This is a genomic window from Nonomuraea sp. NPDC059007 (assembly GCF_042740555.1).
In the GTDB taxonomy this organism is placed as follows: Bacteria; Actinomycetota; Actinomycetes; order Streptosporangiales; family Streptosporangiaceae; genus Nonomuraea.
The window spans coordinates 51304-78038 of record NZ_JBHYJD010000016.1 but is presented as its reverse complement, the minus strand read 5'-3'; the positions used below and the strand labels follow the sequence as shown (position 1 = coordinate 78038).

Annotated in this window: 20 protein-coding genes; 14 read left to right on the top strand and 6 right to left on the bottom strand. The window is 71.9% G+C overall.

Features of this window, described 5'->3' with window-relative positions:
- Nucleotides 1-26: 26 nt before the first annotated feature.
- Nucleotides 27-1574, top strand: a complete 1548-nt coding sequence (locus ACFWY5_RS26295; protein WP_379634972.1) for a Na+/H+ antiporter — start codon at nt 27-29, stop codon at nt 1572-1574.
- Here ACFWY5_RS26295 and ACFWY5_RS26290 read toward each other — a convergent pair.
- Together ACFWY5_RS26290 and ACFWY5_RS26285 are read right to left on the bottom strand one after the other, a co-directional pair.
- The gene (locus tag ACFWY5_RS26290; protein WP_379634970.1) at nt 1571-5128 is read right to left on the bottom strand and encodes a protein kinase; all 3558 of its coding nucleotides are present in this window, start codon (nt 5126-5128) and stop codon (nt 1571-1573) included. The two genes, ACFWY5_RS26295 and ACFWY5_RS26290, sit on opposite strands and share 4 nt — an antisense overlap.
- An 18-nt stretch (nt 5129-5146) precedes the next feature.
- Nucleotides 5147-5404 (bottom strand): UBP-type zinc finger domain-containing protein, encoded by a 258-nt coding sequence (locus ACFWY5_RS26285; protein WP_379618771.1) that lies wholly within the window; start codon nt 5402-5404, stop codon nt 5147-5149.
- A 107-nt stretch (nt 5405-5511) separates the two neighbouring features.
- Here ACFWY5_RS26285 and ACFWY5_RS26280 point away from each other — a divergent pair, with 107 nt between their 5' ends.
- From ACFWY5_RS26280 to ACFWY5_RS26250, 7 genes are read left to right on the top strand one after another with little or no spacing between them, the layout of a single operon-like run.
- Complete coding sequence (locus ACFWY5_RS26280) at nt 5512-6288, top strand: ABC transporter ATP-binding protein (protein WP_379618773.1); 777 nt, start codon at nt 5512-5514, stop codon at nt 6286-6288.
- A complete protein-coding gene (locus ACFWY5_RS26275) occupies nt 6276-7040 on the top strand; it encodes an ABC transporter ATP-binding protein (RefSeq protein ID WP_379618775.1) in 765 nt (254 codons plus the stop codon). Before ACFWY5_RS26280 ends, ACFWY5_RS26275 begins: the two co-directional genes overlap by 13 nt.
- Complete coding sequence (locus tag ACFWY5_RS26270) at nt 7037-8851, top strand: AMP-dependent synthetase/ligase (protein WP_379618777.1); 1815 nt, start codon at nt 7037-7039, stop codon at nt 8849-8851. The genes ACFWY5_RS26275 and ACFWY5_RS26270 overlap by 4 nt, the downstream gene beginning before the upstream one ends.
- Nucleotides 8848-9735, top strand: coding sequence for a branched-chain amino acid ABC transporter permease (locus tag ACFWY5_RS26265; RefSeq protein ID WP_379618779.1), 888 nt, complete (start codon nt 8848-8850; stop codon nt 9733-9735). Before ACFWY5_RS26270 ends, ACFWY5_RS26265 begins: the two co-directional genes overlap by 4 nt.
- Nucleotides 9732-10895, top strand: coding sequence for a branched-chain amino acid ABC transporter permease (locus ACFWY5_RS26260; protein WP_379634968.1), 1164 nt, complete (start codon nt 9732-9734; stop codon nt 10893-10895). Before ACFWY5_RS26265 ends, ACFWY5_RS26260 begins: the two co-directional genes overlap by 4 nt.
- Before the next feature lie 14 nt (nt 10896-10909).
- The gene (locus ACFWY5_RS26255; RefSeq protein WP_379618783.1) at nt 10910-12196 is read left to right on the top strand and encodes an ABC transporter substrate-binding protein; all 1287 of its coding nucleotides are present in this window, start codon (nt 10910-10912) and stop codon (nt 12194-12196) included.
- A 40-nt stretch (nt 12197-12236) separates the two neighbouring features.
- Nucleotides 12237-12614: a hypothetical protein gene (locus ACFWY5_RS26250; RefSeq protein WP_184962838.1), complete on the top strand. Its 378-nt coding sequence runs from the start codon at nt 12237-12239 to the stop codon at nt 12612-12614.
- Nucleotides 12615-12816: 202 nt separating this feature from the next.
- Here the strand turns inward: ACFWY5_RS26250 and ACFWY5_RS26245 are convergent, their stop codons facing one another.
- Nucleotides 12817-13740, bottom strand: coding sequence for a DUF3500 domain-containing protein (locus tag ACFWY5_RS26245; protein ID WP_379634966.1), 924 nt, complete (start codon nt 13738-13740; stop codon nt 12817-12819).
- A gap of 50 nt (nt 13741-13790) precedes the next feature.
- Between ACFWY5_RS26245 and ACFWY5_RS26240 the strand changes: the two genes are divergently transcribed.
- Both ACFWY5_RS26240 and ACFWY5_RS26235 read left to right on the top strand, forming a co-directional pair.
- The gene (locus ACFWY5_RS26240) at nt 13791-14117 is read left to right on the top strand and encodes a YidH family protein (protein ID WP_379618787.1); all 327 of its coding nucleotides are present in this window, start codon (nt 13791-13793) and stop codon (nt 14115-14117) included.
- Between the two features lie 2 nt (nt 14118-14119).
- Nucleotides 14120-14443, top strand: a complete 324-nt coding sequence (locus ACFWY5_RS26235; RefSeq protein WP_379618789.1) for a DUF202 domain-containing protein — start codon at nt 14120-14122, stop codon at nt 14441-14443.
- Here ACFWY5_RS26235 and ACFWY5_RS26230 read toward each other — a convergent pair.
- Entirely contained in the window at nt 14436-18344 is a 3909-nt protein-coding gene (locus ACFWY5_RS26230) for a tetratricopeptide repeat protein (protein WP_379634964.1), read from the bottom strand. The genes ACFWY5_RS26235 and ACFWY5_RS26230 overlap by 8 nt on opposite strands.
- Before the next feature lie 101 nt (nt 18345-18445).
- On the opposite strand from ACFWY5_RS26230, the gene ACFWY5_RS26225 reads away from it, so the two are divergent.
- Complete coding sequence (locus tag ACFWY5_RS26225; protein WP_379618793.1) at nt 18446-18748, top strand: hypothetical protein; 303 nt, start codon at nt 18446-18448, stop codon at nt 18746-18748.
- A 72-nt stretch (nt 18749-18820) separates the two neighbouring features.
- Here ACFWY5_RS26225 and ACFWY5_RS26220 read toward each other — a convergent pair whose 3' ends face one another.
- Both ACFWY5_RS26220 and ACFWY5_RS26215 read right to left on the bottom strand, forming a co-directional pair.
- Nucleotides 18821-20644: an ABC transporter ATP-binding protein gene (locus ACFWY5_RS26220; RefSeq protein WP_379618795.1), complete on the bottom strand. Its 1824-nt coding sequence runs from the start codon at nt 20642-20644 to the stop codon at nt 18821-18823.
- Nucleotides 20641-22362, bottom strand: coding sequence for an ABC transporter ATP-binding protein (locus ACFWY5_RS26215; protein WP_379618797.1), 1722 nt, complete (start codon nt 22360-22362; stop codon nt 20641-20643). Before ACFWY5_RS26215 ends, ACFWY5_RS26220 begins: the two co-directional genes overlap by 4 nt.
- A gap of 163 nt (nt 22363-22525) precedes the next feature.
- Between ACFWY5_RS26215 and ACFWY5_RS26210 the strand changes: the two genes are divergently transcribed.
- From ACFWY5_RS26210 to ACFWY5_RS26200, 3 genes are all read left to right on the top strand, one after another.
- Nucleotides 22526-23056 carry a GNAT family N-acetyltransferase gene (locus tag ACFWY5_RS26210; protein WP_379634962.1) on the top strand — a complete coding sequence of 177 codons (531 nt, stop codon included), beginning with the start codon at nt 22526-22528 and terminating at the stop codon, nt 23054-23056.
- Between the two features lie 115 nt (nt 23057-23171).
- On the top strand, nt 23172-25928 hold the full coding sequence (locus ACFWY5_RS26205; protein WP_379634960.1) for a Na+/H+ antiporter subunit A: 2757 nt from the start codon (nt 23172-23174) through the stop codon (nt 25926-25928).
- Nucleotides 25925-26734 (top strand): Na(+)/H(+) antiporter subunit C, encoded by an 810-nt coding sequence (locus ACFWY5_RS26200; protein ID WP_379634958.1) that lies wholly within the window; start codon nt 25925-25927, stop codon nt 26732-26734. Before ACFWY5_RS26205 ends, ACFWY5_RS26200 begins: the two co-directional genes overlap by 4 nt.
- Nucleotide 26735 lies beyond the last annotated feature (1 nt).

The following is a 26735-nucleotide window of genomic DNA, read 5'->3' as shown; positions in this document are numbered from 1 at the left end:
TCACCGCCCGTTCCGAGGAGGCTGCCGTGAACCCGGAGATGGCCCTGCGCCTGCTGCTCGTCGCCGCGGGCGCGCTCCTGGTGGCCGCCGTCGCCAGGCGCAGAGGCTGGCCGGCGCCGCTGCTGCTGGTGCTGGCCGGGCTGATCGCCTCGCCGCTGGTGCCGCCGGTGCCGCTCGACTCCGAGGTCGTGCTGCTGGTCTTCCTGCCGCCGCTGCTCTACTCGGCCGCGCTCGACAGCTCCTACCTGCGGCTGCGCGAGGTGACCAGGCCGGTCGCGCTGCTGTCGGTCGGGCTGGTGCTGTTCACCATGGTCGTGGTCGGGTACGTCGTTCACCTCCTGGTCCCGGCGCTGCCGATGGCCGCCGCCTTCGCCCTGGGCGCCATCATCGCGCCGCCGGACGCGGTCGCCGCCGTCGCCGTGGCGCGCCGGCTGGGGCTGCCGCGCCGTACGCTGACGATCCTCATCGGCGAGAGCCTGTTCAACGACGCCACCGCGCTGACCGCCTACCGGGTGGCGATCGGCGCGGCCACCGGCACGGTCTTCCAGCTGACCGGCGCCGTCGGGCAGTTCCTGTACGCGTCGGTGGTGGGCGTGGTCATCGGCGTGGCGCTGGCGCTGGTGTTCGGATGGCTGCTGCCCCGGCTGAAGGACGCGCTGGTCGAGAACACGATCATGCTGATGATCCCGTTCGGCGCCTACCTGGCCGCCGAGCTGGTGCACGCCTCCGGGGTGATCTCGGTGGTGATCGTCGGCCTCTATCTGGGGGCCCGGATGCACCGGCAGGGGTTCGGCACCCGGCTGGTCGCCTCCGGCGTGTGGAAGATGGTGGACTTCTTCCTGGAGACCATCGTCTTCGCGCTCATCGGGCTGCAGCTCACGTACGTGATCCCGAAGGAGTACACCGGCTGGCAGCTGGCCGGGTACGCGCTGGCGGTGTTCGCGGCGGCCGTGGTGGCCCGCTTCGTGTGGGTCGTCCCCACCTCCTACCTGCAGAAGTCCCGGCCACCCTGGCCGAACGTGGTGATCGTGGGATGGGCGGGCATGCGGGGCGTGGTCTCGCTGGCCGCCGCCTTCGCCATCCCGGAGGGGTTCGAGGGCGCGGATCTGATGATCTTCCTGACGTTCACCACGGTCATCGGGACCCTGCTGGTGCAGGGCCTGACCTTCCCCACGCTGATCCGCCGCCTCAGGGTGACCAGCGAGAACGAGGTCTACGAGGACAACCTCGGCGAGGCAGCCGCCAAGCAGGCCGCCATCCAGGCCGGCCTCGACGCCCTGAACAGGCAGCTCCCGCCGGACGACGAGATGGACGAGATCACCCAGGACGTGGTCGGCCAGCTCCGCCAGAAGACCGAGCGCCGGGCCATGTCGGCGTGGGAACGGCTCGGCGGCGGCACCGCCCAGGGCGGCTCGGAGACGCCGAGCGCCCTGTACCGGCGGCTGCGCGGCGACATGCTGGTGGCCGAGCGCGAGGTGTTCGTCAGGCTGCGCAACGAGCGGCGCATCGACGACGAGGTGATGCGCCGCATGATGGCGGAGCTGGACTTCGAGGAGGCGATCCTGGAGCGCTAGGCGCAGGGGTCCCTGAAGGGGAGGTCGTCGCCGACGTACGCGCGCCAGTCCGCGCGCGACAGCGGCCGCTCCATCCGCGCGCACACCTGGGGCAGCGCCCGCTCCGCGCTGATGGGCAGGTCGCGCAGCGTGCCGTCGTAGCCGAGCACCCGCAGGTCGCCGCCGGGCAGGAAGGCCAGGCGCGGCGCCGCCTCCAGACCGTCCATCTCGGCCCGGGTGGCGGCCACGGTGCGGGCCGCGCCGAGCCGGTGGCCGGTGTCCAGGTCGAAGACGGTCACCTGCTCGTCGTGCGCGAGCACCAGCGTCCTGCCGTCGGGGGAGAAGGCGGCCCCGCGCACCGTTCCCTCCACCTGGAAGACCTGTCCCGTCGGCTTCCAGGTGGCCGCGTCCCACAGTGCCACCCCGCTCCCGCCGTACGGCGAGGCCCCGCGTCCGCCGGAGCGGTCGAGCACCATCCACAGCCTGGCGACGGTGCCGGGCCCCGACGTCCTGGGCAGGACCGTCATCGCGGCCAGGTCGATCACGTCGACCCGCACCGAGTCCCCGGCCAGCAGGTGGCGCCCGTCGGCGCTGAACGACAGGTCCTGGGAGGAGACCGGCCCGAAGACCTTGGCGATCCGGCGGCCGGGCACGTCCACGAGCGCCACGTGCCCGGTTCCGGGGTAGTCGCTGGACCAGATGAACCCGATCGCCACCCACCGCCCGTCGGGGCTGAACACCATCCGCCCCATGTTGTCGGCCACGCCCCGCTGAGGCCGTTCGATGATCCCGGTGCGGCGGCCGGTCGCGGTGTCCCACACCTGGATCGGCGTGGTCTGGTCGTTGGGGACGGCGGTGAGCAGGGTGCGGCCGTCGGGGCTGAGGGCGAGGTCGGGTTCGAGGCCGAACTCGAGCTTGCCGAAGGCCTTGATCGCCGGGCGGGCGGGCGTGAACGACGGCAGCGTCCACGCACGCGCCTCGGAGCCGACCAGCCCGTAGGCGGTGCTCCCGTCGGCGGTCATGCGCAGCCGGGTGGTCCCGGCGGGCAACGTGCGCCCTCCGCCGGTGTACTGGGCCAGGTCGTAGACGGTGGCCTGGCCGCCGTCGTCGAGCAGGGTGAGCCGCTTGTTGTCGGCGCTGAGCGCGGGCCGCTGGGTGAGCGGCGCGGTCGTGGTGAACCGCATCAGCCTGGCCCGGTCGCGTACCCGCCAGAGCGTGACGACCGAGGGCTCGGTCACCACGACGCCGTAGTCGCTGAGGTGGCTGAGCGTCACCATGTACGCCCCGTCGGCGGAGAAGTCGGCGGTCTGCGCCTCGCCGGGGAAGTCCCGCACGCGCTTGCCGTCGGCGAGCCTGATCAACGCCAGGTTGTCCTCCTCCGAGACCGCGGCGCCGGCGCCGTCCGGGGTGATGCCGGCCACCGTGCCGGGCAGCCGGCGGGGCAGGTTCCTGGCCGGGCCCGAGGGCAGCCCGCGCACCGCGCTGCCGCCCTCCTCCTCGCCGGTGTCCATGACGGTGAACCGGTCGCCGGGACCCACCTCCTGGTCACCGGCCCCGTACCGGGCGAACGTGCCCTCCGCCCTGCTCCACAGCCCGATGAACGGCCCGCCCTGGTTGGCGGTGACCTCCAGGTAGCCGCCCGCCGGGCTGAAGCGCAGCGATCCGGGGATGTTGGCGCCGGTGCCGAGCACGTCCTTCGAGCGGTCCTGCGCCACGAGCCTGCCGGTGCGCAGGCTCCACAGCCGGATCTTGCCGGCGGCGCCGAGCGCGAGCGTGTCCCCGTCCGGCGACAGCGCCGCGCGGAACGGCCCGGCCCCGACGCCGCCGAACTCCCGCTTCACCGCGCCGCTGCGCACGTCGTAGACGCGCACCCGGTCGTCCCCGGCGCTCACCAGCAGCGAGCCGTCGCGGCTGAGCGTCCGTCCGGTGTTGGTGAGCAAAGGATCCTTGAAGGTGTGCGTCTCGGGCTGGGCGAGCGAGCTCAGCACCGCCGCCTTCGCCTCCGGCACGGGCGCGATCCGGTACGCGGCCGCGCTCAACGCCATCGCCTTGGCCGGATCGGTCCGGCGCAGCCCGTCGGCCTGCAGCGCCACCAGCCTGGCCCGCTCCTCGGCCCGCTGGTCGGCGAGCTGCTTCCCGCTGGCCTGGCTGAGCCGCGTCTGCTGCCAGGCCAGGATGCCGGCCACGAGCGCGGTGATCGTCAGGACGGCCACGCCGGCGGTGACCAGGCGCCGCCGTCTGGCCCCGCCCCGGTCGTGGCTCCGGCTCGCCTCGACGAAGGCCCGCTCGGTGGCGTTCAGCGTCAGGTGGCCGGGCACGGGACGGTCGACGACCTCGCGCAGGGCCGTACCCCGCAGCAGGTCTTCGTCGCGGCGGCCGTGCGCGGACCAGCGGCGGGCGGCCTCGCCGAGCCTGCGGTGGCGGGCCAGGGCCGCGCGGTCGCCGGCCACCCACTCGTGCAGGCGTGGCCAGGCGCGCAGCAGCGCGGGCCGGCCCAGGGAGACGGTGTCGGGGCCGCGCTCGATCAGCCGGGCGCGTTCGAGCTCGGCCAGCACGGGTTCGGCGGCGGGGCGGCCGTCGAGCAGTTCGCCGAGCGTGGCGGAGCGCGGGCTCTCCTCGCCCTCGCGCACGTCGACCAGGCGCAGCAGCACCTGCCGGGCCAGCTCGCGTTCGGCGGGCGGCAGCGCGGCGTAGACCTGCTCGGCGACCAGGCCGAGCGCGGGCTCGCCGGCCAGTTCCTCGGGCGGGCGAACCCCGGCCGCCTCCCGCGCGCCGGAGGCCATGAGCGGCTCCCCGGCCATGGAGGCGCCGAGCAGCGCGGTGAGCAGGTCGTGCGCGCCCGGCCGCAGCTCGGGGTCCTTGGCCAGCGCGGCGGCCACGTGCGGGCGCAGCGGCGCGGGCACGGGCGACAGGTCGGGCTCGTCGTTGAGCAGCCGGTTGATGACGGCGACCGTCGTCGGCGCGGTGAAGGCGTCCCGGCCGGTGGCGGCGAAGTAGACCAGCGCGCCCCAGGCGAAGACATCGGCGGCGGGCTCGGCCCGGCCGCCGGAGAAGACCTCGGGCGCCATGTACATGGGCGTGCCGGTCAGCTCGCCGGTCGAGGTCATCGACAGGCCCGCGGCGCGGGCGATGCCGAAGTCGATGACGCGCGGGCCGTCCGGGCCGAGCAGGACGTTCTCCGGCTTGAGGTCGCGGTGGACCACTCCGGCGTGGTGGATGGCGGCCAGCGCCGTGGCCACGCCGAGCGCCAGCCGGTGCAGCGCGTCGCCGGCGAACGGCGCGGCCCGGCGCAGGCTGGGACCGGCCACGAACTCGGTGACGAGGTAGGGCCGCTCCCCGGTCAGGTCGTGGTCGATGATGCGGGCGGTGCAGAAGGAGGCGACGCGCTGGGCGGCGCGCACCTCGCGCAGGAACCTCCTGCGCAGCGCGGAGTCCCCCGACAGGTAGGCGTGCAGGACCTTGACCGCCACCCGGTTGGCCGCCTCGTCATAGGCCTCGTAGACGACGCCCTGGCCGCCGGCTCCCAGCCGGCCGGCCAGCCAGTAGTCCCCCAGCCGCAGCGGTTCCCCGTTCACGAGCGGTTAGATGCGCGCTCAGCCCATCTGGTTGTCGACGTAGCACCACCGCCAGCTCTCGCCGGGCTCGAAGGACTGGATGACCGGGTGGCCGTCGCCTCCCGCGTGCTTGCTGGCGTGCCGGGACGGTGAGGAGTCGCAACAGCCGATATGTCCGCACGACAGGCAGCGCCTCAGGTGCACCCAGCGACCACCGGTCGCCAGGCACTCCTCGCAGCCCTCGGGCGTACGCGCGGGCGGGTCGCCGGCGTTGGAAAGATGTTCGCAGATTGCCATAAGCGAAATCGTAGGACTAGAAGCACATTCCAATTTGGCCGCACCTATTGATCGAGCGCTTGGTCCAGTGGACTCTTTGCTAATCGGGGGCGGCGAAGGGAGCCCTCGTGCTTGAGGTCCGCAACCTCGAGGTGGTCTACGACGACGTGATGCTCGTGCTGCGCGGCGTCAGCCTGAGCGTCCCGCCCGGCTCGATCGTGGCGCTCCTGGGCGCCAACGGAGCGGGCAAGACGACCCTGCTGCGCGCGCTGTCCGGCCTGCTCGACGTGCACGACGGAGAGATCACCAAAGGAACGGTCACCCTTGAAGGCCAGCCGATCCACCACCTCAAACCCGCCCAGATCGTACGGCGCGGCCTCAGCCAGGTCATGGAGGGCCGCCGCATCCTGGCCGAGCTGACCGTGGAGGAGAACCTCAAGGTCGGCGGCCACACCGCGGCGCGATCCCACCTCGACCGGGTCTACGGCCTGTTCCCCGTGCTGGCCGAACGCCGCAAGAGCGTCTCCGGCTACCTGTCCGGCGGCGAGCAGCAGATGCTGGCCGTCGGCCGCGCGCTCATGGCGGGACCGGCGTACCTGCTCCTGGACGAGCCCAGCCTCGGCCTGGCCCCGTCGCTCGTCGCCCAGATCCGCGACCTCATCGTCGAGATCAACAAGCAGGGCACCACCGTCCTGCTGGTCGAGCAGAACGCCACCATGGCGCTGTCGATCGCCGCCCACGGCTACGTGATGGAGACCGGAAAGATCGTGATGGACAAGCCGGCCGCGGAACTGCTGGCCGACGAGGACATCAGGGAGTTCTACCTCGGGCTCGGCGCCGAGGGGGCGGCCAGGTCCTTCCGCGAGGTCAAGCACTACAAACGGAGGAAGAGATGGCTGTCCTGACCGTCGAGGACGTCGGCCTGTCCTTCGCCGGCGTCCGCGCCATCGACGGCGTCTCCTTCGAGGTCGGCCCCACCGAGCTGTTCGCGGTGATCGGCCCCAACGGCGCCGGCAAGACCTCGATCTTCAACGTCCTGTCCGGCGTCTACCGGCCCCAGCGCGGCAAGGTCGTCTTCCTGGAGACCGACCTGCTCGGCCGGCGCCCCGACGAGATCGCCGCGATGGGCCTGGCCCGCACCTTCCAGAACGTCGAGCTCTTCCACAACCTCACCGTCCTGGACAACCTCATGCTCGGCCGCCACTGCCACTTCCGGTACGGGACGCTGTCGGCCATCGCATGGTTCGGCCGGGCCAGAAGGCAGGAACTGGAGGCCAGGGCCAGGATCGAGGACATCATCGACTTCCTGGAGCTGACCGCCTGGCGGCGGCATCCGGTGCGGCTGCTGCCGTACGGGATCCAGAAGCGGGTGGAGCTCGGCCGCGCGCTGGCGATGGAGCCCAGGCTGCTGCTGCTCGACGAGCCCGTCGCCGGCATGAACCTGGAGGAGACCGAGGACATGGCCAGGTTCGTCCTGGACATCCGCGACGAGCTCGGCATCCCGATCGTGCTGGTCGACCACGACATGGGCCTGGTCATGGACCTGGCCGACCGGGTGCTCGTGCTCGACTTCGGCCGCCAGGTGGCCCTCGGCACGCCCGCCGAGGTGCAGCGCGACCCCAAGGTCATCGAGGCGTATCTGGGAGGGACCGCGTGAGGCCGACCATCGTCACCCGGGTCCGGGACCGGGCCGCGCGCACGCCCGGCGTCGTCGCCCTGCGGCACAAGGACTTCGGCGTCTGGCAGGAGATCACCTGGTCCGGCTACTGGAGCCAGGTCGAACTCGTCGCGCACGCCCTGCTGGCCCTCGGGGTCGAGCCGGGCGACCGGGTCGCCGTCCACTCCGAGAACCGCCCGGAATGGCTCTACGCCGACCTGGCCACGGTCGCCGTGCGCGGCATCACCGTCGGCCTCTACCCGACCAACCCGCCCGCCGAGGTCGCGTACCTGCTGGCCGACTCCGGCGCCCGCATCCTGCTGGCCGAGGACCAGGAGCAGCTCGACAAGGCGCTGGCCGTCGAGGACCTGGAGCGCATCGTCTACCTGGAGCCCCGCGGCATCCGCGGCAGGTACGACGACCCGCGCCTGCTCCACTGGCCCGACCTGCTGGCCATCGGCGCCGCCCACCGGGCCGAGCACCCGGACGCGCTGGCCCGCCGCATGGACGAGGCGACGGCCGGCGACGTGGCCACCCTCATCTACACCTCCGGCACCACCGGCCCGCCCAAGGGCGTCATGCTCACCGTCGGCAACATCGAGTTCGCCATCAAGACGCTCGTCGAGGACGGCGGCTTCACCTCGCCGCCGCCGTCGGAACGCGACCTCATCCTGTCCTACCTGCCGCTCTGCCACGTCGCCGAGCGCGCCTTCACCGTCTGGTTCAACGCCGGCGCCGGCGTCCAGGTGAACTTCGCCGAGTCGATCGAGACCGTCCAGGCCAACCTGCGCGAGGTGCAGCCGACGATCCTGTTCGGCGTCCCGCGCATCTGGGAGAAGGTGCTGGCCCAGGTCAACATCAAGCTCGACGCCGCCTCGCCGCTCAAACGGGCCGTGACCAGGCTCTGGCTGCGGGTCGCCGACCGGGCCGGCGACACGCTGGTGCGCACCGGCGGCACCCACACCGCCGCCACCCGCCTGCTCTACGCGCTGGGCTGGGTGTTCTGCTACCGCTCGCTGCGCGAGCGGCTCGGCATGCGCCGCGTCCGCTACGCCGCCTCCGGCGCCGCCCCGATCGCCCCCGACGTGCTCAAGTTCTACATGGGCATCGGCGTGGCCATGCACGAGGTGTACGGCATGAGCGAGAACACCGCCATCGCCACCGCCAACCGGCCCGGCAGGGTCAGGCTCGGCACCGTCGGCGAGCCGCAGGCCGGCATCGAGCTGAAGATCGACGAGGCCACCGGCGAGATCATGACCAGGCACCCGGGCACCTTCGCCGGCTACTGGGGCAACCCGCGCGCCACCGCCGACGTGCTCGACGCCGACGGCTGGCTGCACACCGGCGACGTGGGGGAGTGGGACGGCGGCACCCACGTGCGCATCACCGACCGGATGAAGGACATCATCATCACCGGCGGCGGCAAGAACGTCGCGCCCTCCGAGATCGAGAACGCGCTGAAGGCCTCGCCGTACATCAAGGAGGCGGTCGTCGTCGGGGACCAGCGGCCCTACCTCGTGGCGCTCATCGGCATCGAGCTCGACACCGTGGGGGAGTGGGCGCGCCGGCGCGGCATCGCCTACACCACCTACCGCGACCTGTCCGAGCGGCCGCAGACGCGGGCGCTGGTCCAGGACGTCGTCCTGCGGGTCAACGAGCGCTTCGCCCGGGTCGAGCAGGTCAAGAAGTTCGCCTTCCTGCCCAAGGAGCTCGACCACGAGGACGGCGAACTGACCGCCACGCAGAAGGTCAAGCGCGGCGCCATCGCCAAGCTGTTCGAGGAGCTGGTCGAAGGGATGTACCGCGCGTGATAGGAGTGCTCGAATCGGTCATCAGAGGTCTGGGCAACGGCTCGGTCTACGCGTTGCTGGCACTCGGATTCGTGATCATCTACAAGGCGACCAGGGTCATCAGCTTCGCCCAGCCCGCGCTCATGCTGGCCGGGGCCGTGGCGGTCAGCTACCTGACCGAGGTGACCGGCTTCTACCTCGCGGTCCTGCTGGCCGCGCTGCTCATCGCCGGGGTCGCGCTCGGCATCGAGCGGGTGGCGATCCGGCCCATGGTCGGCCGCCCGGTGTTCGTCGTCGCGATCATCACGCTGGGCGTGGACGTGGTCGTCCGTGTGGTCGTCAACGGCTTCATCGGCCGCGACGTACGGCAGATGGGCGACCCGTGGGGCCTGAACCAGGTCGCGCTCGGCCCGCTGGTCGTGCAGCAGCGGTGGCTGGCCATGCTGGCCGTGACGGCCGTGCTGGTCACGCTGCTGTTCCTGTTCTTCCGCCACACCAGGTACGGCCTGGCCATGCGGGCCGCCGCCTTCGACCAGGAGACCGCGCTCGCGCAGGGCGTCTCGGTCGGGGCGGTGTTCGCGCTGTCGTGGGCCCTGGCCGGGTTCCTGGCGGCGATCGCCGGCATGTTCGTCGGCACCGGCCAGGGCGTGGAGCAGCTGACCTGGATCGTCGCGCTCAAGGCGCTGCCGGCCATCATCGTCGGCGGCCTCGACTCGCTCGGCGGCGCGGTCGCCGGCGGGCTGACGATCGGGGTGGTCGAGTCGCTGTTCCAGAGCTACCAGGGCGAGTTCGCGCCGTGGCTGGGACAGAACTTCGCGGTGGTCACGCCGTACGTGGTGATGCTGGTCGTGCTGCTGGTGCGGCCGTACGGGCTGTTCGGCACCCGGGAGGTCGAGCGCGTATGACCGACACCAGGTCCACCGCCAAGGCGGAGGTGCCCGACGCCCCGGCCGGGCGATCGCGCCGCCCGCGCGGGCGCCCGCTGCTCTACACCTCCTACGCCCAGGACATGGCGCTGCTCGACACCCGGGCCAAGAAGATCTGGACCGGGCTGCTGGTGCTGCTCGCGCTGTCGCTGTCCGTGGTGCTGGCCGACCGGTCGCTGGAGGTGCTGGCGGGGGCGTACGTGCTGGCCATCGGGGCGATCGGGCTCAACATCGTCACCGGGTACGCCGGGCAGGTGTCGCTGGGGCACGCGTTCTTCGTGGCCATCGGGGCGTACACGGCGGCGGCGGTCTCCGGGCCGCGCGGGGGTGAGCACCTGGGGTTCGGGCTGGCCGAGATCTGGATCTGGCTGCCGGCCGCCGGGCTGGTCGCCGCGCTGTTCGGGGTGCTGGTCGCGCCGCTTGCCACCCGGCTGCGCGGGCTCTACCTGGCCGTCGTCACGCTCGGGCTGGTCTTTCTCGGCGAGCACGTCTTCAAGGAGTGGGACCACCTGACCGGCGGCCCCGGCGTGGGCCGGGAGGCGGCGGTGCCGCAGCTGTTCGGCATGCCCCTCGACCAGGACGGCGCCGCCACCAAGGAGCAGCAGCTCTACGTGCTCATGCTCGTGCTGCTGATCGTCTTCGCGGTGGCCGCCCGCAACCTCGCCCGCTCGCGGATCGGGCGCGCCTTCTCGGCCATCCGCGACCGGGACATCGCCGCCGCGGTCATCGGCGTGCCGCTGACCCGCTCCAAGGTGCTGGCCTTCGGGATCTCCTCCTTCTACGCCGGGTGCGCCGGGGGGCTGTTCTACAGCATCTCCGGGTATGTGGAACCCGGCTCGTTCAGCCTGCTGCTGTCGGTGCAGTTCATCGCGATGGTGCTCATCGGCGGGGTGGCGACGGTGTCCGGGGCCATCGCGGGGGCGCTGTTCATCTCGCTGCTGCAGCCGATCACCCGGTCGCTGCCGGAACTGCTGCCGATCGTCAGCGCCGACACCACGGTCACGCCCAACGTGTTCCAGGTCGAGACCGTGCTCTACGGCCTGCTGATCATCCTGTTCCTCGTCTTCGAGCCGCGCGGCCTGTTCGGCATCTGGATCCGCGTGCGTACCTACTGGAAGTCCTGGCCGTTCTCCTACTAACGAGAGGAAAACTGATGAAGGTGCGCTATGGCGTGACATTCGTCGCGATAGTGGCCCTTCTGTCCGCGTGCGGCGTCATCCGGGGGGACGACGAGGGCAGCAAGGGCGCCGTGACGACCGGCGTCACCCGGGAACCGTGTCCGCTGGCCGTCGACAAGAACAAGGGCTGCATCTACCTGGGCACGATCTCCGACCTGACCCAGGGGCCGTTCGCGGCGCTGGCCGTACCGATCACCGACGCGCAGAAGGCGTTCTGGAAGCGCGTCAACACCGCCGGCGGCATCGGCGGCAAGTACGAGGTGGACGTGCAGGCCTACGTGCGCGACAACAAGTACAACCCCGAGGTGCACCGGCAGGTCTACAACGAGATCAAGGACAAGGTCCTGGGCCTGGCGCAGACGCTCGGCTCACCCACCACCGCGGCGATCATCGGCGACCTGAAGGCCAACAACGTCGTCTCCGCCCCGGCCTCCTGGACCTCGGCGTGGGAGTTCGAGGACGTGATCGTCGAGAGCGGCGCCAACTACTGCGTCGAGGCCATGAACTCCGTCGACTACGCGATGGAGACCTACAAGCCCAAGACCGTGATGGCCGTCCACCTGGCCGGTGACTACGGCGCCGACGCCGCCGCGGGCGCGAAGGTCGCGGCGGAGAAGAACGGGCTGACGTTCACCGCCGTCGAGACGCCGCCCGGCGCCACCGAGCAAGGCCGGGCCATCACCGAGATCACCAAGAACAAGCCCGACCTGGTCATCCTCACCACCGGCCCCGCCGACGCCGCCGCCATCGTCGGCCAGTCGGCCGCCGCCGGGTTCAAGGGCCGCTTCATCGGCACCGGCCCGACGTGGAACCCCGCGCTGCTCAAGTCGCCCGCCGCGCCCGCGCTCAAGGCCCTGTACGAGCAGTCGTCGCCCGGCAAGCCCTTCAACGCCGACACGCCCGGCCACAAGGCCATGCGCGAGGCGCTCACCGGCGTCACCCCCAACGACGGCTACACCTCCGGCTGGGTCTGGTCCTACCCGCTGAAGGCGGCGCTGGAGAAGATGGTGGCCTCGGGCGACATCAGCCGCAAGGGCCTGCTGGCCGCGGTCAAGACGCTCGCGACCGTGGACTACGAGGGCATGCTGCCGCCGGAGGCGGGCAACTTCTCCGGCGACCCGAACACCGCCACCTTCCGCCAGACGCTCGTCAACAAGCTGGACGAGACCGCTCCCACCGGTGTCACCACGGTCAAGGACTTCTTCATCGGCCCCACCGCCCAGGCCCACGCCATGGACGGTCCCTGCTACGCCAAGCTGTAGCCGCCGCCGGGGGCGCGAGCCGTTGGGTAGGGTCGCAGGTATGCGACTCCGGTTTGTGCCCCTAGCCCTTTTCGCCTCTGCCGTCTTCCTCGCCGGGTGCGGCGAGGTCAACAGCACCATCGACAAGGCCCAGGCGTGCCTGGAGGCGCCGAAGATCGTCGCCGACCTGGTGGCCGAGGTCGGCAAGTTCACCAACGATCCGAAGGCAATGGACAAGGCCATCGACGACGCCGCGACCAAGCTGAACGGCGTGGCCGACAAGGCCTCCAACACCACCCTCAAGGAAGCCACCGACAGTCTGGCCACGTCGCTGGGCAACATCAACGTCAAGACCGCCAACGACGCCGTCGACTCCGCGCAGAAGGTGACCGCCGACACCGCTGCCTACCTGGAGAAGATCGCCAAGGCCTGCTCCTAGCGGCCCCGGCCCGCGCGACCCCTTGGGCCGCGGGCCCACAAACCCCGCGGGCCCACAAACCCCGCGGGCCCTCAACCCCGCGGGTGCTCAAGACGCGCGGGTGCTCAAACCGCGCGGGCCCTCAAACCGCGCGGGCCCTCAGGCCGTGGGCCTGACGGGGCGCTGGGGCCTGGCCCGTCAGGCCCTGGCGCGGCGGCGGCCATCACCCCTGGTGTTCTGTGGCCAGGTGGGCGGGCAGCAGCGCGGCGCCGAAGTCGGCGCCGGGACGACGCAGTACCGAGTGGGCGTGGTTGGCGCCGTTCTGGGTGTTGTCGTACTCGATGAGCAGGCCGGGGCCCTGGACGCGGTAGTAGTGGCCCAGGCCGCGCTCGGCCGGTCCGGCCCAGGCGAAGGCCAGCTTGCCCGGCTCCACCGGTACGCGTAGCGCGGGCGCCAGGCGGTCGACGTAGACCGACGCCAGCTTGCCCAGCAGCGCCGCCGCCGAGCCCGCCAGCTCCGCGCCGCGCACGCCAGGCGGGTCCAGGAGGTCGGTGGCGATGGCGGTGCCGGTGAGGATGTCCGGCGGGGCCGTACCGGCGATGAGGGCCGCCGCGCGGTGGGTCGCGGGCAGGTCGGCGAGCAGCGCCCGCGCGAGTTCCTCCTCCAGCGGCAGCGGGCGGGTGACCGCGACGCCCTCGTAGCCGACCGTGGCCGGGTTGGCGCCCAGGAACAGCGGCGCCACCTCCACCTCGTCCCCGCTGACCGTGGCGGTCACCGAGACGTGGTGGCCCTCGAAGCGCCAGCTCCAGCGGGGCGCGCCGGGCGCGCCGAAGAGCGCGAGGTGGTAGTCGTCGCTGTGGCGCCTGCCCCGGCCATCCTCGCGCAGGTCGAGCACCTCCTCCAGCGCCATCACCGTCACGGCCTGCGCGAAGGCGTGCGGGGCGAGCGCGGTGGCCAGCAGGCGGTGGGCGGCGTTGCGGGCGCTCCTGCCCAGCCCGAGCAGCGGGACGCCCGGCCGCCACGCGGGCACGTACGTCCACTGCACGCGCAGCGGGTCGGCGAACTCGTGCGCCGCGAGCCCCCGTTGTTCCTCGTCCAGGGCGTCGAGGAACTCCCCGGCGACGGCCGCCATGGCCTGTGCGGTCATGGTGATTCCCGCCTTCTCTAGGGGTTGTATGTACGAATTATGGTGATTCTATGGAGCCCGACCCCAGATTCACCCTGGCAAATGAACGTACCTTTTTGACGTGGTTGAGCACCGCTTTGGCGTTGAGCGCGGGCGGCGTGGCGATGGCCGCCGTGCCGGAAGACGTCTTCGTCCCGTGGATCCGCACCAGCCTGGCCATCATGCTCGTCGCCCTGGCCGCGCTCGCCGCCGGCATGGCCTACCCGCGCTGGCGCAACATCCAGCGCGCGCTGCGCGACCAGTCTCCCCTGCCGCCGCCCGCCCTCGCCGCCGTCTTCGGGTACGGCGTCGCCGCCGTGGCCGTCATCGCCCTGGTGCTCATCGTTCTCGCGATCTGACCATGTCGAAGGAGATCTGGGACCCCGGGCTGCAGAGCGAACGCACCCGCCTGGCCTGGGTACGGACCGCCGTCGCCCTCTCCACCGGCGGGCTCGCGGCGGCCGGGCTCACCCTGCGGGCGGGACTGCCCCCGGCCGCCGTGGCCGGCTTCGCCCTGGCCGCCCTGAGCGGCGGCGTCCTGCTGGCCAGGACCGGCGCCCGCTTCCGCAGCCACCAGCGCGCCCTGCACGAAGGCGTCCCCCTGGACGCCGGCCTCGACGTGCTGTTCGCCTGGCTGGGCACCCTCTGCGTGGTGGGCGGGGCGATCTTCTTCGTCCTCAGCTGAGTCCGCGCGTACGCCAGCCATGGGGGAACTCCCCGCGCCCCAGATCGTCCAGCAGGGAAAGCAGCCGGTAGCGTCCCGGAACCGGCGGATCGTCCAGCAGATCCCAGAAGCAGCGGAAGTAGCCGTCCGCCCGATCCCGCCCCCGCAGCGGCTCCAGTTCCCGCACCGCCTCGTCGGTGCGGCCCAGGCAGGCCAGCGCCAGCGCCCGTACGTGGCGGTCCTTCTCGCTGCCGGTGTGCGCCGGGTTCGGCTCTGCGGCCTGGACCAGCAGCCGTTCCGCCCGCTCCGGGTCGGACTTGCGCAGCATCACGCCCAGCCGGACGCTGTAGCCCCGGTAGCCGTCCCGCTCCGCCGCGTGCGCCAGCTCCAGATGGGCGCGGGCCGCGTCCGGGGCGCCGCGCATCAGCTCGACCATGGCGCAGTCCAGGTGGTCGGCGTTCGCCGCGTCCGCCTCGGTGATCGCCGCGTCCTCGCCGGACATGGCGTGGACCACCGCCAGCCCCGCCGTGATCCCGGAATGGTCGGGACCGGCCCGCAGCCCCTGCCGGTAGACCTGAGCCGCCTCCTCCAGCCGGCACAACGCCGTCAGGTGCCCGCCGAGCAGGTAGTAGGCCCTGGCGTAGTCGGGTGAGACCCTGATCGCCGCCCGGTAGGCGCTCTCGGCCGCCCCGTTGTCGCCGAGCGCGAAGTAGGCGTTGCCCAGCTCCAGGTGCGCCGCCGCGTGCTCCGGATCCAGGCGTACCGCCTCCTCCAGCGACCTGGCCGAGGCGGCGACGTCGCGCAGGCACGCGTGCAGGACGCCCGCCAGATAGTGCAGCCCCGAAGAGCCCGGCCGAAGCTCCAGCCGCCGCTCGGTCAGCTCGACGGCCGTGCTCCAGGCCACGACCGCCTCCGCGTGCCGGCCGAGGTCGCGCAGCACGTACCCCAGACCCTCATGGGCATAGGGATTGCCGGCGTCCATCTCGATCGCCATCCGGTACGCCGCCTCCGCCTCCTGCGGCCGGTCCAGGGCGTGCAGGGTGTCGGCCAGCTGCTTGCCGATGAACATCGTGCGCCCGATCTCGATCACCCGCTGGTAGGCGCGGGCCGCCGCCTCATGCTCTTCGAGGTTGGAGTACAGGGCCCCCAGCCACTCGTACATCGGGCCCGACCCCGGGTTGCGCTCCACCTCCGCCTGCAGGATGCGCAGCCCGAGCCGCCACTGCCGCCGCGCCTCCTGCGGCCGGTCGAGCTGCGCGAGCACCGACCCGAGCCGCCCGTAGGCGCTGAAGTCCTCGGGATCGAGCTCCACCACCATCCGGTACGCCGCCTCCGCCTCCTCCATCCGGCCGAGGGCCAGCAGGGCGTTGCCCCGGTAGGTGTGGGTGTCGGGGTTGTCGGGGCGTACCCGGGTCAACCGGTCGGCCAGGGCCAGCGCCTGCTCGTGCTCCTCCGACGCCTCGGCCAGCAGGCACGACCAGTCGAGGAAGCTCGGGTCCTCCGGCGCGTGTTCGAGCTGCTCGGCCAGGATGCTCCTGGCCCGCCCCCGGTGCTCCAGCTCCAGGACCCTGGGGCCGGACAGGTGGTAGGAGTTCCAGATGTGCAGCGCGGGCCAGAAGCGTTCGTCGTCGTCGTTCCTGGCCGCCTCGAAGGCCCGGATGGCCTCGGCGTACCTGCCGTACTGGCGCAGGGCCAGGCCGAGCTGGGTCCAGGCCCCCTCGTCGCCGGGCTTGAGCTCGGCGGCCTCGCGGTAGAAGCCGAGCGCCAGGCCCTGGTAGCCGAGGGCGGTGATGTCGTGGCCGAGTCCCATCGCCAGCGACGCCGGGTCGGCGGCGAGCCTGACCGCGGTGGCGAAGGCATCCTCGGCCCGTGACTGCTCGCCCAGGGCCAGCGCGGTCAGCCCGAGGTGGCGCCAGGCGTCGGCGGCGTCCGGCGCGTACCTGGTGGCCAGCTCGGCCGCGCGCAGCGCGTCGTTCGACGGCGAGCGGCGCAGGTTGGCCGGGTCGACCAGGTCGCGGGCGATCTCCATCGCGGCCTGCGCGACCTGCTCGAGCACGGCGGGCGACGACCCGGCCAGGAGCGCGGCGGCCCGCTCGGTCAGCACGATCCGCGCGCCGGTGTCGAGCGACAGCCAGCGGGCGTGCCGCAGCCGCAGCAGGTCGAGCAGGCCCGCCCGGATCTCGCCCTCGACCGGGCTGTAGTCGGAGCGGGCGCTGTCCATCAGCGCGAACGTGCGCTCCAGCGTCTTCTGGTAGGGGGTGAAGCCCGGCCTGAGCATGTCCTGCATGGTGTCCAGGTGCTCGCGCTGGTCGGGGGTCAGCACGGGCTCGAAGAAGCGCGCGGTGAGCAGGAGGTCGCCGGCGAAGCCGCGATCCAGGACGCAGATCGGGAAGAGCCTGGCCATCAGCCGCAGGCCGTCCACGTTGTCGGTCCAGAAGGCGTGCCACAGCAGCGTCTCGACGTTCTCCCGCCAGGCCCGGTCGTCCAGGCGCTCGGCGCCGTCCAGGCCGTCCTGGCCGGCCAGCCGTTCGGACAGCACCTCGATGGCGCGGCGGTTGGCCTCCAGCACGGTGTAGCGGTCCTGCGGCCCGAGCAGGAACGAGCGGAACGTGGAGCGTACCGCCTGGTGCAGGCGGCGGGTCCTGGTCAGGATGAAGTCGTGCCGGCGCACCAGCTCGTTCATGATGCGGGCGAAGGCCAGCGGCTCGCCGACGTCCCACAGCGCCGACAGCAGCGAGGCGTCCAGGCGCTCCGAGCGGTGCAGGGCCATGCCGAACAGCAGCATGCGCTCAAGCGGGTCGTGGGTGTGCTTGAGGTAGCGCTCGGCCAGCGTCCTGATGACGAAGGAGACCTCGCCGTTCTCGCCGATCTCGGCCAGCGCGTCCTCCACGTCGCCGGTGCTCTCGATCTCGTGACACAGCATCGACACCGCCAGCGGGATGCCCCTGCTGGCCCGCCAGATCCGCTCCACCGGCAGGTCGTCGGCGGCCGGGCCGAGGCGGCGGTCCAGGTACTCGGCGAGCGTCCCCATGTCGAAGACCTCCATGAGGATGCGGCGGAAGCGGGTGCCGGGCAGGTGGCGCTGGTAGAGGGAGGCCTCGTTGCCCTCGGTCGGGCTCAGCTCCTCCTCCAGCCGCATGGCGATCACCCAGACGACGCCGGGTCCCGACAGGCGTATCGCCTCGCGCAGCCGCCGGTGGTCGGCCGGGCGCAGCAGTTCCGCCGTGTCCAGGAAGATCGCGATGGGCGAGCCCTTACGGCCGCCGGTCAGGCCGCGCAGCCCCGCCGCGAACGCGGACACCACCTGGTCGCGCATCCGCGCCACCCGGTCCTGCTCCCTGGCCAGCCGCTCGGCCTTCTGCTGCTTGCGGCGGTGCAGCGCGTCGGCGCCGCGGTCGACCATCCGGTCCAGCGGGCTGGTCGGCAGCGGCACGCCGAACAGCGCGTCGCCGACCAGTTCCCCGCCGAGCTCCAGCGCGCCCTTGGTCCAGGCGCGGGCGCCGGAGTCGGCCTCCTCGCCCTCCGGCGCGTCCTGGTCGCTCTCCCCGAGCGCGTCCACGGCGGCGACGAAGTCCTCGAACTCCTTGCCCGCCGCGCGGCCCTGCCGCCGCTCGCCCGGCGGGCACAGCTCGAACGCGATCCGCTCCAGCGTGCTCACCAGGCTGGCCCGCCACAGGCCCACCGCCTGGTCGAGGTCCTGCACCTGCTCGGCGTCGAGGTCCACCAGCACCCCGCGCAGCCCGGCCGCCGCGGCCATGTCCACGTACCGGTTGACCAGCGTGCTCTTGCCCATGCCGCCGTGGCCGTGCACGAGAACGGCGAAGCCCTCGTCGGGCCCGTCCCCCGGATCGCGCAGCGCGCTCAGCAGCGAGGCGAAGCGCTCCTGCTCTTCCGTACGGCCTACGAAGATCTGACGCGCCACTGCCGCTCCAGGTGGGGGGTTACCGGGTCCGTGCCGATGTTTCTACCCCGCTTGCGGCCACGCGCAAGCCGGGCGGACACTCGAAGGGAGGGGGTGACCTCATGGAAGAACAGCGCAGGAGCGTGCCGTTCGAGTGCCGGGGATGCTGGCATGTCTGGGAAGAGGACTACCTCGTGCGATCGGTCGACGACCGCCATGGTAACGAAAGGGAGGTGTGGGTCCGCTCGGGCGTGCTCGTCCCGCCGCCGTCGAGCGCCGCGGTCTGCCCCCACTGCGGCGGGCAGCAGACCACGACCTTCCCCGAGGGCTATCTCGCCCGCCACCCGGAGGCGCGGCTGGCCGCGCAGCCGGTGGTCACCGACGAGACGGCCCTGCTGAGCCCGGTACGACCCCGGCTGCTCTGAATCCTGGCGAAGACCCGGAGCCCCGCCGCGAAGGGGAATCCCGGAGGGGCCTCGCGCCCCTCCGGGAAACGGTCAGCTGAGGCTCTCCAGCCAGGCTCTGTGCAGCCCGGCGAAGCGGCCGGAGGCGGCGATGAGCTCGTCGGGCTGTCCGTCCTCGACGATCTCGCCGCGCTCCATCACCAGCACCCGGTCGGCGATCTCCACGGTCGACAGCCGGTGCGCGATGATCAGCGCCGTACGGTCGGCCAGGATCGTGCGCAACGCCCGCTGGACCAGCCGCTCGCTCGGCACGTCCAGTGACGAGGTCGCCTCGTCCAGGATGAGCACCGCCGGGTCGGCCAGGAACGCCCGCGCGAACGCGACCAGTTGCCGCTGACCGGCGGACATGCGCCCGCCGCGCTTGCCCACCTCGGTGTCGTAGCCGTCGGGCAGCCCGCTGATGAACTCGTGCGCGCCGATCGCCCTGGCCGCCTCACGTACCTCGTGGTCGGAGGCGCCCGGCCGGCCGAAGCGGATGTTGTCGGCGACCGTGCCGGAGAACAGGAAGTTCTCCTGGGTCACCATGACCACCGCGCGGCGCAGCGTCGGCTCGTCGAGCATCGTGAGGTCGACGCCGTCGAGCAGCACGCGCCCCTCGGCCGGGTCGTAGAAGCGGGAGATCAGCTTGGCCAGCGTCGTCTTGCCCGCGCCCGTCGCCCCGACCAGCGCCACGCTCTGCCCGGCCGGGATCGTCAGGTCCAGCCGCGGCAGGATGGGCATCTCCTCGGTGTAGGCGAAGCGCACGTCCTCGAAGCGCACCTTGCCCCTGGCGCTCTCCAGCGGGGCCGGCTTGCGCGGCTCGGGCACCGCGGGCTGCTCCTCCAGCACGCCGGACAGCTTCTCCAGCGCCGCGCCCGCCGACTGCAGCGTGTTGTAGAACTGGCTGATCTCCTGCATCGGCTCGTAGAACTGGCGCAGGTAGAGCAGGAACGCCGCCAGCACGCCGACCGTGACCTCCTGGTGCAGGGCCAGCCAGCCGCCGTACATGAGCACGCCGGCGACGGTCACGTTGCCGATGAGCTTGATGCCCGGCATGAAGATCGCGAGCAGCTGCATGCTGCGCGCGTTGGCGTCGCGGTAGTCGGCGTTGAGCTGCTTGAAGATCTCCTGGTTGCGGTGCTCGCGGCGGAAGGCCTGGACCGCGCGGATGCCGGTCATCGACTCGACGAAGTGCACGATGACCAGCGCGACCGTCTCGCGGGTACGCCGGTAGACGATCGCGGACTGCCTGCGGAACCACCGGGTGAACAGCAGCAGCAGCGGCAGCGGGATCAGCGCGAGCAGGCCGAGGTGCACGTCCAGGACGATCAGCAGCGCCGCCGTGCCGAACATCGTCAGCACGGCCGTGACCAGGCCGTCGAAGCCCGACTGCAGCAGTTCGGCGATCGCCTCGATGTCGGAGGTCAGCCGCGAGATGACCCGGCCCGATGTGTACTTCTCGTGGAAGGACAGCGACAGCCGCTGGAAGTGGTCGAACACGCGCCGGCGCAGCTCCAGCAGGATGTCCTGGCCGATGCGCCCCGACAGCTTCAGGAACGCCTGCCGGGTGAGCGCCTGTGTCGCCGCTGCGGCCAGGATCACACCGACCACGGTCAGCAGCGTGCCGGTCCCGGTGCCCTTGAGCATCGGCGGGATGCCCTCGTCGATGCCCACCTTCACCAGGTACGGGATCGCCAGGCCCGCCAGGTTGGAGACGATGATGATCGCGGTCAGCAGCGCGATCTGCTTCTTGTGCGGTTTCAGCAGGTCACCGAGGAGCTTTCGGGAGCGCTCCCGCAGCAACACCGAGACCTTCTCGTCGAGTTCGTCCTGCTCCTCGGAGGCCACGCCTCGCCAGGCCTTGGTCGGGGTGGTCATCGCAGCGCTCCTTCCGAGGGGTCGAGGTCGGCGTCCTGGGCCAGCAGTTCCCGGTACTCGGGGACCGCCTCCAGCAGTTCGTGGTGGGTGCCGACGTGCGTGATCGTGCCGCCGCGCAGCAGCGCCACCTTGTCGGCCAGCAGCACCGTCGAGGCGCGGTGCGCCACGACGATGCCGGTCGCGTCGCGCAGCACCCGCCGCAGCGCCTCCTCCACGAGCGCCTCCGTCTCGACGTCCAGCGCCGAGAGCGTGTCGTCCAGGACGAGAATCCTCGGCTTGCTCAGTACGGCCCGCGCCAGCGCCAGGCGCTGCCGCTGCCCGCCCGACAACGACATGCCCTGCTCGCCGATCCGGGTGTCGAGCCCCCAGGGCAGGTCGTAGACGAACTGCGCCTGCGCCGTGCGGATCGCCGCGTCCAGCTCCTCCTCGGAGGAGTCGAGGTGGCCGAGCGTGAGGTTCTCCCTGACGCTCATCGAGAACAGCGTCGGTTCCTCGAACGCGGTCGCCACGATCTGCCGCAGCGAGCCCAGCTCCAGCTCGCGTACGTCGTGGCCGTCGATCGTGACCCGGCCGCGGGTCGGGTCGAGCAGGCGGGGGACCAGAGAGGTCAGCGTCGTCTTGCCGGAGCCGGTCGCGCCGACGACGGCCACGGTCTCGCCGGGCCGTACCTCCAGCCAGAGGTCGTCGAGCACGGGGCTCTCGGCGCCGGGGAAGCGGTACTCCACGCCCTCGAAGCGCAGGTGGCCGCGTGGTTCCCTGGCCGTGTCCGCGCCGTCCTGGATCTCCGGGACGGTGTCCATGACCTCCATGACGCGGTCGGCGGCGGTCATGGCCTCCTGGGACATGGCCAGGATGTAGCCGAGGCTGGCGATCGGCCAGACGAGCTGCAGCATCAGCGTGGTGAAGGCGACCAGCGTGCCCAGCGACAGGTCGCCGCCGCCCACCGCGAGCGCGCCGAGCAGCAGGACGAGCGCGAGCGTGAAGTTGGGGATGACCTCGAGGAAGGTGAAGAAGCGCGCGGAGTGGCGCACCTTCTCCATGGAGGTCCCGTACACCTTGAGCGCGGAGTCGTCGAAGGAGTCGAAGACGTGGTGCCGGCGGCCGAACGCCTTGATCGTCCGGATGCCGATGGCCGACTCCTCGACCAGCGTGGCGAGGTCGCCCTGCTCGTCCTGGACCCGGCGGGAAATGAGGATGTAGCGCTTCTCGAACCGCAGCGACACCACCACGATCGGGATCGCCGACCCGGCGACCAGTAGCCCGAGCGGCCAGTACATGTTGAGCAGCACGATGGTGACGGTCGTCAGCTGCAGGATGTTCATGACGAGGAAGAGCATCCCGAAGCCGAGGAAGCGCCGGATCGCCGACAGGTCCGTCGTGGCACGTGACAACAGCTGGCCGGACTGCCATTCGTTGTGGAAGGCCATCGGCAGCCGCTGGAGGTGCCGGTAGAGGTTGTCCCGGATGCGGGTCTCCAGCCCGAGGACCGGCCCGACCTGGGCCCAGCGGCGGAGGAAGGTGAGGAGTGCTTCGATGACGCCGACACCGAGCGCCAGAAGCCCGAGCGGAAGCAGCGCCCCCTGGTCACCGCTGGCCACGGGCCCGTCGATGACTTCTTTCCCGATGAGGGGGAGCGTGATGCTGGCCCCGATGCCGAGGAGGGCGACCAGCCAGATGAAGACGAGTTTGCCGATGTAAGGGCGGAGGTAGCCCTTCATCCGCCAGAGGGAGTTGGTAGACAGCACAGGACGGCGGGAGGTTGTGGTATCGGGAGGCACTCAATCAATGCTAACTCGACCGATCAACCCATTTTTGGCCGGGGTTGATTTCGGTCGGGCCCTAAATCGGCGTGACGGACGTGCGCGTGATCCAATGTCGCGCGTGACCGTCATCGTGAACGCTGAAGCGTCCCCCGTCCTTTTCCTCCGTCCCTGGCGAGACGACGACCTGGCCGCGCTGGTGAGCGCGTACCGGGATCCCGAGCTGCGCAAGTGGACGCTTCACCCCATCGTGACCGACGACGACGGGCGGCGCTGGCTGGACCTTCAGCACCAAGGCTGGGAGAGCGGGGAGCGGATGAGCTTCGCCGTACGGGAGGAGGGGAAGGACGCGCTTCTGGGCAACGTGGTCATGAAGCGCACCGACCCGCATGGTGACATTGGCGAGGTCGGCTACTGGACGGCGGCGCCGGCCCGCGGCAGGGGAGTGGCGCCGCGGGCGGTGGAGTCGCTGACCGCCTGGGCGTTCGCCACCTATCCCGCCCTGGCCCTGCTGGAGCTGCTCCACCAGGTCGACAACCTCGCCTCCTGCAGGGTGGCGGAGAAGACGGGCTACCTGTTCGAGGAGACCCTCCCGGCCGAGGGGCCGTACCCGAACGACGGTCACCGGCACTGTCGCCGCCGCCCCGATTAGGCAGGGAATCGGTCAAGGCGGCGCGTCGCGCGGCGGACAGGCATGATCACGCGCGGCACAGTGGGACGCGACCGGCCCACGATCCCGCCGGACCGCCGTAGCCCGTGAGGAGCGCATGGAGCCGCTGCTGATCCTGCACGCCGTGGCGGCGATGTGCGCGCCGGTGCTCGTGCGGGTGATGGGCAGGGGTGCCTTCACGGTGCTGGCGGCGGTCCCGGCGATCGCCCTGGTGTTCATCGCGGCATGGGTCCCGTACGAGCACACACGCGCGTGGGCGCCGCAGCTCGGGCTGGAGCTGGCCTTCCGGGTCGACGAGTTGTCGGCGCTAATGGTGACGCTGGTGACCGGCATCGGGGCGCTGGTCCTGTGGTACTGCTCGCGCTACTTCGGGCGGGACGCCCAGGGGCTCGGGCGCTTCGCCGGCTTCCTGGTGGCGTTCGCGGGGGCCATGCTCGGGCTGGTGGTCGCCGACGACCTGCTCCTGCTGTACGTCTTCTGGGAACTGACCACCGTCTTCTCCTACCTGCTGATCGGCTACGACCCCGAGAGCCGGGCCAGCCGGGTCGCCGCCATGCAGGCGCTCACCGTCACCACGCTCGGCGGGCTGGCGATGCTGGCCGGGCTGGTCGTCATCGGCCAGGCGGCCGGCACGTACCGGATCTCGCGGATCGTGGCCGACCCGCCCCAGGGCGGCATGGTGGTGGCGGCGCTCGTCCTGGTGCTGGCCGGCGCGCTGGCCAAGTCGGCGATCTTCCCGTTCAGCCTGTGGCTGCCCGGCGCGATGGCCGCCCCGACCCCGGTCTCGGCGTACCTGCACGCGGCCGCGATGGTGAAGGCGGGCGTCTACCTGCTGGCCCGCCTCGGGCCGGCGTTCGGGGACGTGGCGGTGTGGCGGCTGGTCGCGGTGCCGCTGGGCCTGGCGACGATGCTGCTGGCCGGCTGGCGGGCGTTGCGCGAGACCGACCTGAAACGCCTGCTCGCCTACGGCACCGTCAGCCAGCTCGGCTTCCTCACCGTGCTGTTCGGCGCGGGCACGGGCGCCGCGGCCCTCGCGGGCGTGGCCATGCTGCTGGCGCACGCCCTGTTCAAGGCGGCGCTGTTCCTGATCGTCGGGATCGTCGACCACGCCACCGGCACCCGCGACCTGACCGTGCTGAGCGGGCTGCGTACCACGATGCCGTGGGTGTGCGCCGCCTCCGTCCTGGCCGCCGCGTCGATGGCGGGGCTGCCGCCGCTGCTGGGCTTCGCCGGCAAGGAAGCGGCCTTCGAGGCCCTGCTACACGACCCGCTCGTCCTGACCGGTGTCGTCCTCGGCTCGGTGCTGACCGTCGCCTACACGGCCCGCTTCCTCTGGGGCGCCTTCGCCGCCAAGCCCGGCCTGCCGCCCACGCCGGTGCGGCCCACGCCGGCGCCGATGTTCACCCCGCCCGCGCTGCTGTCGGTCCTCGGCCTCGCCACCGCCTTCTCCGCCGGCTGGTACGGCGTCGCCATGACCCCCTACACCGCCACCTACCCCGACCACGGCCCGGAGGTCCACCTGGCCCTGTGGTCCGGCGCCATGACCCCGCTCGCCCTGTCGGCCGTCGCCCTCGCGGGCGGCATCGCCCTCTTCCTGATCAGGGAACCCGTGGCCAGGCTCGGCGCCTCCCTCCACGTGCTCGACGCCGCCCAGCTCTACTGGGCGTTCATGCGCGGCGTGGACCGCAACGCCACCATCCTCACCGGTCTCCTCCAGCGCGGCTCCCTGCCCGCCTACCTCACGCTCGCCCTTGCCGTCATGGCCGCCACCGGCTGCTTCTCCTTCCTGTACGGCGGCGCCCCCGTCCTCGACCTGGACGTCACCGCCTGGGCCAGGCCCGAGCAGCCGGTCATCGGCGCGGTCCTGGTGGCCGGAGCCGTCGCCCTGCTGTTCGTGCGCGGCCACATCCTGCTCGCGCTGATGGCCGGCGTCACCGGCTACGGCGCCGCCCTGCTGTTCCTGGTCCACGGCTCGCCCGACCTGGCGCTCACCCAGTTCCTCGCCGAGACGCTCAGCCTGGTGATGTTCGCGCTGGTGCTCAGGCGGCTGCCGGTCAGCCCGGAGCGCGACTCGGCCCGGGTGCCGTTCGGGCTGCGGCTGGGCCTGGGCCTGGTCACCGGGGTCGTGGCCGCGGGGGCCGGGATGGTGGCGCTGCACGAGCGCACCGCCGTACCGGTCGGGACGCAACTGGCGGCGGCGGCCGAGCGGGCGGGGGCGACGAACATCGTCAGCGCGCTCCTGGTGGACATCCGCGCCTGGGACACGCTGGGCGAGAGCTCGGTGATCATCGTGCTCACACTCGGCGTGACGAGCCTGGTCTTCCTGCGCCGCCGTACCTTCAGCCTCGAACGTGAGGACGCGGCGCCGCTCCCGGACGGGCGCACGCACTGGTTGTCGGCCACGCTGCCGGCCGGCCAGCGCTCGGTCATCTTCGAGATCGTGGCCAGGCTGACCTTCCACACGATGTTGCTGCTGTCGGTGTTCCTGCTGCTCACCGGGCACGGCCGGGTGGGCGGCGGCTTCGCGGGCGGCATCGTGGCCGGGCTCGCGGTGGCGGTGCGCTACCTGGCGGGCGGGCGCTACGAGCTGGCCAGGGCACTGCCGGTCAACGCGGGCGTGCTGATCGGGGTGGGGCTGACGCTCTCGGTGTGCTGCGCGCTGATCGGGTGGGGCGCGGGCGGGGACGCGCTGCGCATGCTCGCGGCCGACGTGACGCTCCCGCTGGTCGGGACCCTGCACCTGTCGACGGTGCTGCTGTTCGACTTCGGCATCTATCTGTCCGTCGTCGGCATGGTCGGCGACGTCCTGCGCAGCCTGGGGGCCGAGCTGGACCGGCAGATGGAGGGCTCGTGAGCCTGCCGCTGGTGCCGTTCGCGCTGTGCGCGGTGCTCATCGCCGCGGGCGTCACGCTGCTGCTGGAGCGGAGCCTGGTCAGGATCCTGATCGGCGTCATCGTCCTGTCGAACGGCGTCAACCTGCTGATCGTCACCGCGGGCGGGCCGGCGGGCCGCCCGCCGTTCACCGGCACCGAGGGGATGGCCGACCCGCTGCCGCAGGCGATGGTCCTGACCTCGATCGTGATCACGCTGGGCGTGACCGCCTTCCTGCTGGCCATGGCGCACCGTTCCTGGCAGCTGACCGGCGACGACGCGGTGCAGGACGACACCGAGGACCGCCGGGTGCGCATCAGGGCCACCGCGGGCGAGCTGAGCCGGGGACTGCGCGACAGGGAGAAGTCCTACGAGCGGCTCGTCGCCGACCAGCGCGCCGAACTGGCCCGCCTGGACGCCGAGCGGATCGAGCGCGAACGCCGCGCGGCCGCCGAATTGGAGTCGCGGATCCTGGAGATCAACGTGGATCTCGGCCGCTGGATGGAGGCGCACAAGAACGACGGGCTGACCTCTGAGGAACTGCTGCGCCGCTTCGAGGAGGCCAGGCAGCAGGAGGAGGCCCAGGCCCGCGGCAAGGACGATCGGGTACGCGCGCTGCGCGACGACTTCGCCCGCCAGCAGCGCGAACAGGACGCCGCCGAGCAGGAACTGCGGCGCAAGCTGCGGACCAGGCAGCGCGAGGTGCGCAGGAAGCTGCGGGCGGCGATCCGCGAGGACCTGCGCAGGCAGGCGCTCGCCCAAGATCCCGAGCTGGAAGGGGAGGACTGAC